This window comes from Desulfovibrio sp. ZJ369, assembly GCF_011039085.1.
Classification (GTDB): Bacteria; Desulfobacterota; Desulfovibrionia; order Desulfovibrionales; family Desulfovibrionaceae; genus Desulfovibrio.
Window position 1 is genome coordinate 1 of sequence record NZ_JAAKEI010000027.1, and the last position, 12,947, is coordinate 12,947.

The window sequence follows — 12,947 nt, forward strand, 5'->3', positions numbered from 1 at the left end:
GGCTGTTGCTTTTCCATCAAGATACGCATGAACAGCCTTGGTTCGGATTTCTTCAGATGCAAATTTCATCTCTGCAATCTAAACGATTTCTAAATAAAATAAAAGTCAAATTGCTCTAGAGCATTTTTTGATTGAAAATGGATATCTTCAATCAAAAAACGCTCTAAAAGGCCCTACTCCGGCAGGCAGCGCTTGCCGGTCAGCGACGCAATATCAATGCGGATAATCGCCACCCGCCGGATATTGGCATCCGGCGCGGGGCGGGGGCAGCGGGCGGCATAGCGCTCGGCCAGGCTGTCCAGAGCCAGGCGCTTTTCTTCCGCGTCTTCCACCACACTGGCATGGCCCGTGCCGCAGACGGATTTATAGTAGGTGGTGGATTTTTCACGCTCAATGCGCACGTCCGCGACCAGGCTGAAGGCCGCCCGGCCATCCTTGCGGATCAGATCCAGCTTCGTGCCTTCCAGGGCGCTGTGCAGATAAATGCGCTCGCCCAGCCGGACGAAATTGAGCGGGATCAGATACGGGCAGCCATTGTTGTTCAAGGCCAGGAACAGTTCCTGGGCCTTGGCGAATACCTCGTCAAAAAATGCCTGTTCCGCGCATTCCCGCTTGCGCAAACGCATAGTTGCCTCCTTCAGGCATGATTTTCCGGAGCAGAATTGTTGGCATGCTTTTCCCGCGCGGGGCCGGGGTCGGCCCTGGGCCGCGCCCGGTCCCGCGGAACGGTCAACCCAAAATGGCTTTTAAATCCTCATCCGGCGTGCTTATGGGCTTGATGCCCCACTTTTCGACCAGCACCTTCAGAATGTTCGGAGACACAAAGGCGGGCAGACTGGGCCCCAGGCGGATATCCCTGACGCCCAGGGCCAGCAGGGTCAGCAGAATGCTCACGGCCTTCTGCTCATACCAGGAAAGCACGAGGGACAGCGGCAGATCATTGACGTCGCAGTGCAGGGCCTGGGCCAGGGCAAGCGCCGTCTGCACCGCCGCATAGGCGTCGTTGCACTGGCCCATGTCCAGCAGACGCGGCAGATCGCCGAGTTTGCCCAGGTCTTTGTCAAAAAAGCGAAACTTGCCGCAGGCCAGCGTCAGCACCAGGGTATCCGGCGGGGTTTTTTCCACAAATTCCGTATAGTAATTGCGGCCCGGCCTGGCTCCGTCACAGCCGCCCACCAAAAAGATATGGCGCAGCTTGCCCTGAGCCACGGCTTCCAAAACGGCGGGCGCGGCATTGAGCATGGTCTGGCGGCCGAAACCGGTCAGAATTTCCTTGCCGGGCACATCCTCGGCAAAGCCGGGCAAGGCCAGGGCTTTTTCAATGACCGGCCCGAAATCATGATCCTTGCAATGCACGCAGCCCGGCCAGCCCACATTGCCGCAGGTGAAAATCTTGTCACCGCAGGCGCGGGGGTTCTGGATGCAGTTGGTGGTGAAGAGCACGGCGCCCGGAAAATCAGGCAGCTCTTTTTGCTGGTTCTGCCAAGCCGTGCCGTAATGCCCGGCCAGATGCGCAAAGGCGTGCAGGCGCGGGTAGCCGTGGGCAGGCAACATTTCACCGTGGGTATACACATTGATGCCCGTGCCTTGCGTCTGTTCCAGCAGGGCGTACAAATCCCCCAGATCATGGCCGGAAACCAGAATAGCCTTTCCCTTGCGCTGCCCAAGGGAAACCGGGGTGGGGGCGGGATGGCCGAAAGCCCCGGTATTGCCCGCTTCCAGGAGCTCCATGGCCCGCAGGTTGGCCTTGCCGCATTCCAGCACAAGATCCAGCCAGCCGCTCAGATCCCGCACGCTGTCATCCCATTGGGTTCCGGCAATCAGGCCCTTGTAGACAAAGGCAAAGAGCTCCGCGTCGCGCTGGCCCAGCCGCGCCGCGTGATCCGCATACGCGGCAACGCCTTTGAGGCCGTAAAGCAGCAGTTGCAGGGCTGAAGCAACGTCCGCGTCCGGACTCAGATGATCCGTGCCCACCACGCTTTCCGGCAGGCGGGCCAGATAGTCGTCCAGGGAGAGGGCCAGATCTTCGGGCTGTTCCCCGATCCTGGCTGCCAGGGATTGAGCGCGCTCCAGGGCCTCGGCCTGCACGAGACGCAGGGCCTGGGGATCGAAATTCACATTGGTCAGGGTGCTGAACAAAGCCCATACCGTGAAATCGTCTGTTTCCACATCCACAATGCCCCTGGCGCGGGCTTGCAGAGCCACGGCGGCCAGACGGCGCAAAAGCCAGACCAGTTGGTCCTGACGGGCAGCCACATCGGCGTTTTTGCCGCACACCCCGGCCACGGTACAGCCGGTTCCCTTGGCGGTCTGCTCACATTGATTGCAAAACATGGGAATCTCCTTTCCCGCCGTTACGGCGGGGGCGTATCGCACGAAAGCTCTAACGGCTTTGAAATACTGTGCTTGCAGTCACAGTTTGCTGTAAAAAACAAAAAAAAGCGGCTGGACCGGCCTTGAAACGGCCCGTCCTTTCCCCGCTTTACATGATTCAGTATAGTCCGGCGCCCGGCGCTTGTAAAGCGGCGCCGGACGCTCCTGCTGCCCCAAGAGCGTCCGGCGCAAAAAACGGCTAAGCCAAGCCGGGAACGGCGCGCTTCAAAACGCGCCTGCCCTCTCTTCCAGACAGATCTGCCCGCGGCCTTGCGGCTGCCGCAAAGCCTTTTCGGCATCGCAGGCTGAAAACGCGCTACGAATTTCCCGAAGGCTTGGCATACGCGCCGGGCAGACGCCCGGCAGGGGCCGCGGCAGCAGGCGCAACAGGCGGCACGAAGGGCTGCACATGCGCCCTGGCCGCCACACGCTCATCCGCAGGCGCGGCCTGAGCCGGCGCAGCCGCGCGCAGGGCATTACGCCCATAAACCGCCTGGGCGTGGGCGCGCGGCACGGCCGCAGCGGTATGGGTCATGATCGGCTGGGCCGTTTTGGTCACCGAGCCGGCGGGCTGCATGCGGCCCGCGATCTCGGCCGCCGCGCGCCGGGCCTCCGGCGTTTCGATGATCTGGGCATACGCGCCGCGCAGGCCGGAAAGAATATGCGCCACGCTGTCTAATTGCTCCACGTTCATTTTCAGATTGGCCTGCAAAAGACGCGCGGTGCAGAGGAGATACAGATTGTTCAGGTTCTCGGCCAAACTGCCGCCTTTGTCCATGTTCAGAGAGGCGGAAAGCTCGTTGACGATGTCGATGACCTTGGAAATGTAGATGCCCTTGGCCGCGAAATCCCTGGCCAGCATTTTATCCCGCGCCTGTTGCAAATAATTGAGCGCCCCGTCGTAGAGCATAAGCAAAAGCTGCCCCTGATCCGTAGTGGTCACCTTGGTTTGAAAATATGCTCGCGCCGCTTTGTTCATAGGTTCTTCCTTCTGAAAAGTCGGTTCTCAACAGTGCCGGGTCGGGGGCGACAGTCATACGCGGCGTGGCGAGCCGTGCAGACTCATGGCGCAAATGTCTCCCGACCGAGGCGGGCCGTTGCGGCAGTCCTGCCAGAGCGTTTAGCTGATTTCATGAGCAAAACGCTCTCAAAGCCGTCCCTAGCTGGTGCTGCCCGTCATGCCTGCTATCTGGGATTCCAGCCGCTTCTGCTGTTCATCATACTGCTTGAGCAATGTTTCCAGATTGGCGAAGATCTGCTTTTGCCGGGCTTCCCAGGTGTCAATGCGCTGTTGCTCCCGTTCGATCTTCGCATCAATATTTTCCATGATGGTCTTGTAGTTGTCACGCAAAACCATCAGCGCGCCGTTTTTGGATTTCAGGGCAATGGCGTCGGCAATCTTGTCCGGCGAGGCATTGGGGTTGATCTGCACGTCCGTGAAGACCAGCTCGGACTTGAAAAAGCTGTCCACCGTCTGCACAAGGCCCTGCTTGATGCGCACCTGGCCCGTGTGCGTTCCCGGGGCCAGATTGTCGATCTGGATAGAGAGGCCGCGCGCGTCGCCCTGGGCCACGCTGTAGTAATACCCGGGCATACTCTCGTCGCGCGTGGCTTCCACGCCGCCGATGGTCACCCTGGTAATCTTTCCGTCGGCGTCCACCTCATAATTCACATCGTAGCTGCCGGCCTTGGTGATGCCTTCCACATGGCTGCCGTAGCGGAAATCGGCGCTGGTGGAGCTGCCTGTGCCGCTGGTGCAGAAAAAGTCCACCACGGCTTCCAGGTTCTCGTTGATCATCTTGCTGTAATTTTCTTTGTCCAGCGACTGAAGTTCCGCAATGCTCGATTGGGGCGCGATCTCCAGCAGCCCGTACATATCGCTGCTCTCGTCCGTATTGGTCTTGATGCCCATGTTGGCGAGATTGGCGAGCGCGTCGCCGGAAAGAATATCATCGGCGCTCTGCCGCCCCTTGAAGCCCGGAGGCGAAGAGTTCAACAGGCTCTTGAAGCGGGTCGAGAACAACTGCACCCCGTAGTTGCCCTGCAAAAGACCGCCTTTTTCCGAAGTGAGCTGCGAGGGGCTGTAATTGTCCTTGCCTGCGTCCCTGGGATCGCTGCTGGTGACCTCCTTGTCCTCGTCATACTGGGTGAAATCGCGGATAGTCAGCAGCACCGAGTTCACAGCATCCAGAAAATTCTGAATGGACTTCTCCACCGAGGGGATGTCCGTGCTTACGGAAATGCGGGCTTCGCCCACGTCCTGAATGCTGAAGACCACGCCTTCGATTACGTCGCTCACGGTATTGGAGGCCGACTCCATTTCCATGGGCCAGTTGTCCACCTGATAACGGGCGTTGGTGGCGCGCTGGATGCTCCAGTTGGAGGATGTGGCGACCTGACCCTGCAGGCCGGGACCGCTGGCGTCGGCAATATTGTTCAGTTTCAGATACGGCTGGCCCGTGGATGTGCCCGCCGCCCAGGGCTGGCCCTCGGCGTCCACAATTTCGACGTCCGGCCCCAGCGCGGCCACAAAGGCGTCCAACACGTCCTGCATGCTTGAGCCGCTGGGCAGCGGCCCGATGTTCACCACAGTGCCGTCGTTTTTCCTGACCGTGTAATTGAGATCCGGCGGCGCTTCCAGCGTAACCCTGGAGGGATCCGCAGGGTCAGTGTAAAACACGTCGCTGGCGGCCACGCTGGTGCTGGTCTTCACCTTGGCCGTGACCCCGGCCATGCCGCCCGAACCGGTGGTCAGGGCAAAGCCCTGCGCATCATCCACAGTCAGCGTGGGATTGCCGTCGGCGTCCGTGCCCGCGCTGTAGGTCAGGCCTTTGGCGTCCAGGGTGTCCTTGATACTGTCCAGCAACTCCTGATTGGTCATGTCGCTGGTAATGCCTTTGACGTAGACGGCGCTGCCGTCCTTTTTGGTCAGCGTGTACACAAGATCAATGGGCGGATTGGCGTCGCTGATCCTGGAGCTCAGCTTGGAGCTCAGCTTGTTCTGAGCGAAAGTCAGGGTAGTTTCGGCCGTGGCTCCGGGGCCGCTCAGCGAGCCGATGATCTGCGCCGGGCTGCCCTTGGCGTCAATAGCCGTATTGGTCAGCGTGCTCATGTCAAAGCCTGTGCCGCTCAACAGCGTCAGGCTGCCGTCCTGCACGCCGATCAGATCCACGCCCCAGGAACCGTCGGCGCTCATGCTCAGATCAACGCCTTCACCGCTTTGCGTGGCCTGGGCCAGCTGGATCAGAAATTCCTTTCGGGTGGCGCTGCCCTTGATCTCAAACTCGCGGGTATTGCCGTCGCTCATGGTCAGCTGAAACTTCAGAACTTCCGTGGACGTGCCGGAGATCAAGGGATCATTGATGTTGCTGCCCACGGATATGCGCGTGCCCGCCGGTCTGTAGGCGTCATCCTCGCTCTTGCGCTTGCTGAAGGATTTGACGCGTTCCAGCACCAGGTTGCCGGAGGCGTCCAGGCTGGCCACCGGGTCACCGCCGAGCTGGGTGTTGAGCGCGTCTCGCAACTCTTCATTGGTGGCATCGCCCTTGAGTGTGATGGTCTTTTTGCGGCCGTCCTGCATGACCACGTCAAAGGCGTAGGTTCCGGGGTTCGTGAGCGTGGCCGAGGGATCAAGGGGCTTGTCGGTCAGCCAGGTGGAGGTGCTGCCCGCCGCGTTCATACCCTTGAGGTAGGCATTGTCGTGGATGATCAGATTATTGTCCACGCCCGTGTCCTTGCCCGCGATCTGAAAAACATAGCCGCCGCCGCTCTGGATCAGGCTGACCTTGATGCCCGGATTTTCCGTGGAATTGTTGACCAGGCTGGCAAAGGAATCCAGGGTGGTGCCTTTGGGGATATGGATGCTGTGCTCTTTGCCCGCGTAGGTAAAGGTGAAGTCCGTGCCCGCAGCGGGCGTGGATTCATTGGTGATGCTCTCGGTTTTGGAGTCAAAGATCTGGCCGATGTTGGCCCAGATGGCGTTATTGGCCACCTGCGTGACCTTGATGCTGTGCTGCACGTCCTGAGCCGAGGCATTGGCCACGGCCGTGACCACATTCTGATCGCTGCTGGTGACGTTTTTGGTCACAAAGGTATTGCGGTCGCTCAGGCTGCCGAGCATTTTACTGGCGGCCTGGACCTGCTCGATGATCGTGCCGAAGGCATCGTAGCGCAACTTCCAGTCGTCTTTCCAGGCCTCAAGACGGTTCAGTTGCGTGGACTCTATTTTCTTGAGCTTGGCAAGTGCATCGTCAAAATTGGTGTCCGAGCCGCCAAGCCCGGAGATTGCGTTGGAGCCGGAAATGCTGATTGCCATATGCGCCCTCGTGTGCTCGTTGTGCAGCGCTGCCGCTGCCGCGGTTGCCTGTCGCTTTGCCTCAGAGCGGGCGACCGCAACAAGCCGCCGGAGCATTGCCGCGTTTTTCGCCGCAATCCTGCCCCAAACAGAAGATATACGCCGCGCCAGGACGTGGGCCTGTGGCCAGTGCCACGGGCTTTGGCAAAAATCCATGCAAAATGCGTGCAAAGCATTTTTTGCCTATGCAACGGCCGGAGCGCGGCGCAGCCGCTTCGTGCTTTTCCGTCTCCTCTCTCAACGGCAGGCGCAGGAAAAAGTTTAGAGACGCCGCGGGAGCGCAGCCCCGCCGATCCGGCAAAAATCAGGGCCGCATGAATTCCCGCCAGCGGGCCAGCAAGGCGCGCACAGCGTTGCCGCGATGGCTGCGGGCATTTTTTTCCTCCCGCGAGAGTTCGGCCGCGGCCCGACCGATGACCGGGTCAAAAAACAACGGATCATACCCGAAGCCGTTTTCGCCGCGCGGGGCCATGAGCAGCCGCCCTTCCCACAGGCCGCGCACGGTCATTTCCACGCCGTCGGGCCGCACCGCGGCCATGCAGCTCACAAAACGGCAGCTCCGCTTGCCTTCGGGCACGTCCGCCAGCACATGCAGAAGTTTGCGGATATTGCGCTGATCGCGGCTTTCGCCGGGCAGGCCGGGCCAGTCGTCCGCATACCGGGCCGAATATACGCCGGGCGCGCCGCCGAGCGCGTCCACTTCAAGCCCGGAATCGTCGGCCACACTCACAAGCCCTGCGATCCCGGCCACGCAGCGGGCCTTGATCAAGGCGTTTTCCTCAAAGGTCGTGCCGGTTTCCTCAATTTCCGCGAGATCGGGGCAGGCTTCGGCAAGCCCCAGCACCTCCACGCCAAAGCCGGTCAGGGATTCCGCCAACTCGCGCACCTTGCCCGCGTTGTGCGTGGCCAGAACAATGCGCTGCGCTTGCGTTTTCGGCATACTGGTCTCCTCTGCGCGGCAGCCGGCCCGCGCCTGTTGCTTGCTGTTGCGCCACGGCAACGATATGGCGCACACCTGTTTTCACACACAATGCGCTACCGGCCGCGCTGTCGCGGCACAGCCAGGGTGGCCACCAGAATGCCGCCGATCACCAGCAGGCCGCCCAATACCTGAGGCGGAGCAATGCTTTCGTGCAGCATCAGCACCGAGGCCACTGCCGCGAAAACCGGCAGGCTGTAATACACGATACCCGCCTGCACCGGGCCGATCCTGTCCACTGCCAGGGTCCAGAACCAGAAAGCGGCAAAGGAGCAGCCTATGCCGGCATAAAGAACGCCCGTAATCAATGCCGGGGAAAGCCGGGGCAGGGGCAACAGGCAGGCCTCGGCCACGGTGAAGGGCAGTGCGCACAGCAGGCCCAGGCTGAAGGTGGCCGCATTGAAGCTCAAAGGCGAAATCTGTTGCGGCCGCCGACGCATGAAGAGCGAATACAGGCCGAAGCAGAGCGCGCAGCCAAGGGCCCAGAAGTCCCCGCTGTTGATCTTGAGCCCGGCCAGACGCTGCCACTCCCCCCGGCTGACCAGAATGAGCACGCCCGCCAGCACCACAAGCACCCCGGCCAGACGGCGCGGCGTGATCGGCTCGCCATAGAGAATGCGGGAAAAGACCAGGATCACAATGGGCGCGGTAGGCACCAGCAGGGCCATGTTCAGGCTTTCCGTACTCTGTCCGGCCTTGTAGATCAGCGTATTCATGAGCGTGACGCCCAGGATGCCCATGAGCGAAAGATAGCCCCAGTGCTTCCTGATGCCCGGCCAGTCCTGCCGCAGATGAGGGCCGGCAAAAGGCAGGAGCACCAGCAGAGCCACCAGCCAGCGCCAGAAATTGCACTGCCACGGCGGGATCAGATCAGCAAGGGCCCGGGCCACCACAAAGTTGCCCGACCAGATCAGAGTGGCCAAAAGGGCGCTGCCGTAGCCCAGCGCGGTTTGCTGCATGCTCTTCCCCTGCGAAATATGGTCCGAAACGACGCACCCGCGCAATGCGCCCTGGAAACATCGCGTTTTTTCAAGGGCTTATCAAGCCGAAACGATGCGCCTCGTTGCTGTGGACAGCGACCTGTGCACAACAATGACGCCGCGCGTCGTGTGCGGCGTGAGTGCATTCAAAGGCAGGCTGCCCCGTCAGCATAGCCCAAGGGGAACGCAAAGGCAAAACGCGGCGGCATCCTCCCGCTCTGCCCGCCTCCGCTCGGCGGGAAAGGCCGCCTTGCGCAGGCAGGATAGCTGTTCTTTTCACTTCTGTACTGCGTTATTCAGTACTCTTTTTTCCATGCCCAGATCTTGCGGGCCTGGCCGCACGCTTTTCTTTTGCGACGCAAAGGCGTATAATGAATATTTCATTCATTGCTGCAAGGAACGCGTCATGAAAATTACCGATATATTTGCCACCGTTGCTCCGGAAACCCGCATCCCGCTGCCCTGTGTGATCGCCGAGGCGGGCGTGAATCACGAGGGCAGCATGGACATTGCCCGGCGGCTCATCGACGAGGCCGCGGAAGGCGGGGCCGACGCCATCAAATTCCAGACGTACAAGGCTGCCAGCCTGGCCTCCAGGGATTCCCCGGCCTACTGGGACACGAGCAAGGAACCCACCAAAAGCCAGTACGAACTTTTCAGAAAGCACGATGCGTTCTGGAAAAATGAATTTGAGGCCCTCAAAAAACATTGCGACGCGGCGGGCATTGCCTTTTTGTCCACGCCCTTTGATGTGGAATCCGCGCATTTTCTCAACGACCTGATGGATGTGTTCAAAATTTCCTCCTCGGACATCACCAACAAGCCTTTCATTGAGATTCTCTGCGATTTCAAAAAGCCCATTCTGCTTTCCACCGGCGCGGCGCATCTGCACGAAGTGGCCGAGGCTGTGGAATGGATTGAGGCCAAGGGCAACAAGCTGGCCCTGCTGCACTGCGTGCTGAACTATCCCACAGCCGACGAAAACGCGGCCCTGGGCATGATCCCGGCGCTCAAGCGCCATTTCCCGCAGCATGTGATCGGCTATTCCGACCACACCCTGCCCAAAGACATGCACATGCTGGAAACCGCGGTGCTGCTCGGCGCGCGCGTGCTGGAAAAGCACTTCAGCCATGACAAATCCCTGCCCGGCAATGACCATTATCACGCCATGGACAAAGAGGATTTGCGGCATTTTTACGCCCGGCTCAAAAACACCCTGGCCGCCGTGGGCGAACTGGAGGTGCGCGCCCTGCCCCAGGAGGAGCCCGCCCGGCGGCATGCCCGGCGCTCTCTGGTCACGGCCCGCGCCGTGCCTGCCGGGCAAGCGCTGAGCGCGGCGGATCTGACCTGGAAACGCCCGGCCCACGGCATTTCCCCGCGGCACTTTGATGAGGTTCTCGGCCTGCGCGCCCGGCGCGATCTGCCTGAAGACACGGTCCTGACCTGGGCGGATCTGGACAGAGCATGAGCGCAGAGATGAAAGACGAGACAAGCCTGATCCTGGGGCGTATGCCCCGCGACGCCGATCCCGAAACACACTGGGCCGCGGGGCCCTGGTGCTTCGCCGGCCAGGAAGACTTCTTCCCGGACTGGGAGGACAAGTATGTCTTTGCCCCGGAGCCGTTGCGCGAGCTCAAGGTTCTGGAGCAAACCGCCAAAGAGGCCCAGGCCCTCTGCGTGGACAACCTGCCCGCCCTGGCCGCCCGGCTCTGCCCGCACAGCGCCGCCTTGCCCGCGGCCTATTGGGAAACGCTGCTCACGCCCTGGGCCGTGGACGTGGCCACACAGATCGTGGAACGCTGGCAGCGGGTCAAAGCCATGACCGCGGCCTGGGGGCATCTGCCCTTGCGCGTTCCCCTGCTGCCGGAAGAGTGCGCCTTCAGCTTTTTGAGCGAGCAAGACTTCAGACTGCGCGGCGCGCTCGGGCATTCCTTCAATCACTGGCTTTTCTCCCGCCTGCTGGAAGCCCGCTGGCCCACGGCCTGGCGCAAGGAAATGCTGCCGCCGCTGGAACGGACTTACGGCCAAAAGCCTTCCGGGGAGCTCAGGCAGGTTCTGCGCCGCTGGGCGCGCCGCCAGATGCTGCGCCTGCCTTTTCCGCGGCTCAAAGGCATGAGCCTCTGGCAGAGCCTGCGCTTTTCCCTGTCCCTGCTGCACATGAGCCACGGCGAGGATCGTTCGCAGCCGCTGGCCGCCACGTTCGGCAGCGCGGCCACGGGCGCGCGCGCGGATTTGCCGCTGGCCCCCCTGCCCCTTTTCCTGAAAGCCCTGCCGCACTCGCTGCGGGATCTGCGCCATCCGCAGGAGCTCAAGCCGCAGCGTCTGCCGCCCCGCCTGCGCGTGGCCGGCATTGCGGCCTATGAGGATGCCGCCTACCGCCAGAAGCTGGCTGTCTGGCGCGGGCGCGGCAACCGTCTGATGTATGTGCAGCACGGCGGCAACTACGGCCAGGTGCGTGTCATTTGCGATACGGCCCTGGTGGAATACAGCCAGCATGCCTTCGCCACCTGGGGCTGGAGCGAACATGCGGGCAGCCGGGGCAATTTCATTCCCCTGCCGTATCCCCAGATTGCCCGCCTGGCCGGGCGCTGGCACGGCAAAGACGCGTCGCATCTGCTCTTTGTGGGCACGGAAATGCCCGCGTACCAGTATCGCCTGGACGCCCACCCCACGCCCCTGCAGATGATCCAATACCGCGAGGACAAGCAGTGGTTCTTCGAGGCCCTGGATCGCGCCCTGCAAGCCCGTACCTTTTACCGGCCCTATTTTGACGTGCCCGGCACCCTGCAGGATGCTGTCTGGCTTTTGCCGCGCTTTCCGCGCGTGCGGCTGTGCACCGGGCCCCTGACGCCGCAGATGCTGAGCTGCCGCCTGCTGGTGCTGGATCACCACGGCACCACCATGCTGGAGGCCCTGGCCGCCAATGTGCCCACAGTCCTGTACTGGACGCGCGATGTCTGGCCGCTGACCCCGGAAAGCGAGGCCCTGCTGGATGTGCTGGCCCGCGCGGGCATCTGGCATGCCACGGCCGAGGAAGCCGCGGCCAAAGTCAACCGGGTCTGGGAAGATCCGGCCGCGTGGTGGCGCAGCGCCGCGGTGCAGGATGCCCGCCGGACCTGCTGCGCCCTGCAGGCCATGATGGTCAAAGGCAGCGAAAACCCGAACTGGACCCAAACTCTGGCGAGTTTATAACCATGAAATCGCGTTGTTTTCTGTTCTGCTTTCTGCTGGCCGCGCTCTGCCTCTGGCCGCTGAGCCCGCTGCTTTCCACGGCCCGCGCCGACGAGGCCGCCTCCCTGCGCCAGGCCCAGGAAGCACTGGACAAGGAGGACTTCGCCAAGGCCGCGGCCCTGCTCAAGCCCCTGGCCGACAAGGAAAATGCCGAGGCCCTCTACGTTCTGGGCCGCCTGACCCTGGAAGGCAAGGGCGTCAAGAAAAACACGCAACGCGCGGCCACGCTGTTCCGCCAGGCCGCGGAAAAGGGCGACATCAGCGCCATGAACGCCTGGGGCACGGCTTTGGCCGCCGGGCAGGGCGTGCGCCGCAATTACCGGGAGGCCGCGCGCTGGTTCCGCAAGGCCGCCGAACAGGGGCTGGCCATGGCCCAGTACAACCTGGGCTATCTTTATGCCTACGGCCGGGGCGTGCGCAAGGACGAAAACGCGGCCGTGGACTGGTACAGCCGGGCCGCCAATCAGGGCCTTGCCTCGGCCCAGTATTCCCTGGGCTGGATCTATATGAACAGCAAGGGCGACAATCAGAGCGACACCAAAGCCGTGCACTGGTTTGAGCAGGCTGCGGAGCAGGATCACCTCAAGGCCCAGAACAATCTGGCCTATATGTATGCCGAGGGCCGCGGCTTTGCCCAGGATCCGGCCAAGGCCGTGCAGTGGTACACGCGCGCGGCCGAGCGCGGCTACGCCGAGGCCCAGTACAACCTTGGCTTTATGTACGAGCAGGGGCGGGGCGTGCCCCAGGATTACAACAAGGCCGTGGAATGGTACCGCAAGGCCGCGGAGCAGAACGAACCCGCCGCCCAGTACAGTCTGGGCCTGATGTATGATCAGGGCACGGGTGTGCCCCGCAACCTGAGCGAGGCTACCCGCTGGTACCGGCTGGCCGCCAAAAACGGCGACCCGGACGCCAAGGCGGTGCTCCGCGCGCAAGGCAGGAGTGACGCCCGCGCGCCTCAGGCTGCTCCGGCAGCCAGACAAACGCGCCCCAACATACACAAGCAATAAGAACTTTTTGAGAGCGTTTT

At 61.9% G+C, this 12,947-nt stretch carries 9 protein-coding genes; 3 read left to right on the top strand and 6 right to left on the bottom strand.

The window, feature by feature from the left end; all coding sequences use genetic code 11:
• Positions 1 to 173: 173 nt before the first annotated feature.
• The 6 genes from G7Y51_RS09145 to G7Y51_RS09170 all read right to left on the bottom strand — a co-directional run bounded on the left by G7Y51_RS09145 (position 174) and on the right by G7Y51_RS09170 (position 8,665).
• The gene (locus G7Y51_RS09145; protein ID WP_165176748.1) at positions 174 to 626 is read right to left on the bottom strand and encodes a pyridoxamine 5'-phosphate oxidase family protein; all 453 of its coding nucleotides are present in this window, start codon (positions 624 to 626) and stop codon (positions 174 to 176) included.
• A 103-nt stretch (positions 627 to 729) separates the two neighbouring features.
• The gene (hcp, locus tag G7Y51_RS09150) at positions 730 to 2,334 is read right to left on the bottom strand and encodes a hydroxylamine reductase (RefSeq protein WP_165176750.1); all 1,605 of its coding nucleotides are present in this window, start codon (positions 2,332 to 2,334) and stop codon (positions 730 to 732) included.
• Between the two features lie 355 nt (positions 2,335 to 2,689).
• Positions 2,690 to 3,352 (bottom strand): flagellar export chaperone FliS, encoded by a 663-nt coding sequence (fliS, locus tag G7Y51_RS09155; protein WP_165176752.1) that lies wholly within the window; start codon positions 3,350 to 3,352, stop codon positions 2,690 to 2,692.
• A 180-nt stretch (positions 3,353 to 3,532) separates the two neighbouring features.
• Positions 3,533 to 6,688 carry a flagellar filament capping protein FliD gene (gene fliD, locus G7Y51_RS09160; RefSeq protein WP_165176754.1) on the bottom strand — a complete coding sequence of 1,052 codons (3,156 nt, stop codon included), beginning with the start codon at positions 6,686 to 6,688 and terminating at the stop codon, positions 3,533 to 3,535.
• Positions 6,689 to 7,031: 343 nt separating this feature from the next.
• Positions 7,032 to 7,667 (bottom strand): RdgB/HAM1 family non-canonical purine NTP pyrophosphatase, encoded by a 636-nt coding sequence (gene rdgB / locus G7Y51_RS09165; protein ID WP_165176756.1) that lies wholly within the window; start codon positions 7,665 to 7,667, stop codon positions 7,032 to 7,034.
• A gap of 95 nt (positions 7,668 to 7,762) precedes the next feature.
• A complete protein-coding gene (locus G7Y51_RS09170) occupies positions 7,763 to 8,665 on the bottom strand; it encodes a DMT family transporter (RefSeq protein WP_165176758.1) in 903 nt (300 codons plus the stop codon).
• A 427-nt stretch (positions 8,666 to 9,092) separates the two neighbouring features.
• On the opposite strand from G7Y51_RS09170, the gene G7Y51_RS09175 reads away from it, so the two are divergent.
• From G7Y51_RS09175 to G7Y51_RS09185, 3 genes are read left to right on the top strand one after another with little or no spacing between them, the layout of a single operon-like run.
• Positions 9,093 to 10,154 carry an N-acetylneuraminate synthase family protein gene (locus G7Y51_RS09175; protein ID WP_165176760.1) on the top strand — a complete coding sequence of 354 codons (1,062 nt, stop codon included), beginning with the start codon at positions 9,093 to 9,095 and terminating at the stop codon, positions 10,152 to 10,154.
• A complete protein-coding gene (locus tag G7Y51_RS09180; RefSeq protein ID WP_165176763.1) occupies positions 10,151 to 11,878 on the top strand; it encodes an LIC12162 family protein in 1,728 nt (575 codons plus the stop codon). Before G7Y51_RS09175 ends, G7Y51_RS09180 begins: the two co-directional genes overlap by 4 nt.
• A gap of 2 nt (positions 11,879 to 11,880) precedes the next feature.
• A complete protein-coding gene (locus tag G7Y51_RS09185; RefSeq protein ID WP_165176767.1) occupies positions 11,881 to 12,927 on the top strand; it encodes an SEL1-like repeat protein in 1,047 nt (348 codons plus the stop codon).
• Positions 12,928 to 12,947: the final 20 nt, after the last annotated feature.

Bases quoted from the DNA above. Each gene is read 5' to 3' on its own strand.
- G7Y51_RS09145 (WP_165176748.1), bottom strand. From the start codon at position 626: ATGCGTTTGCGCAAGCGGGAATGCGCGGAACAGGCATTTTTTGACGAG.
- hcp (WP_165176750.1), bottom strand. From the start codon at position 2,334: ATGTTTTGCAATCAATGTGAGCAGACCGCCAAGGGAACCGGCTGTACC.
- fliS (WP_165176752.1), bottom strand. From the start codon at position 3,352: ATGAACAAAGCGGCGCGAGCATATTTTCAAACCAAGGTGACCACTACG.
- fliD (WP_165176754.1), bottom strand. From the start codon at position 6,688: ATGGCAATCAGCATTTCCGGCTCCAACGCAATCTCCGGGCTTGGCGGC.
- rdgB (WP_165176756.1), bottom strand. From the start codon at position 7,667: ATGCCGAAAACGCAAGCGCAGCGCATTGTTCTGGCCACGCACAACGCG.
- G7Y51_RS09170 (WP_165176758.1), bottom strand. From the start codon at position 8,665: ATGCAGCAAACCGCGCTGGGCTACGGCAGCGCCCTTTTGGCCACTCTG.
- G7Y51_RS09175 (WP_165176760.1), top strand. From the start codon at position 9,093: ATGAAAATTACCGATATATTTGCCACCGTTGCTCCGGAAACCCGCATC.
- G7Y51_RS09180 (WP_165176763.1), top strand. From the start codon at position 10,151: ATGAGCGCAGAGATGAAAGACGAGACAAGCCTGATCCTGGGGCGTATG.
- G7Y51_RS09185 (WP_165176767.1), top strand. From the start codon at position 11,881: ATGAAATCGCGTTGTTTTCTGTTCTGCTTTCTGCTGGCCGCGCTCTGC.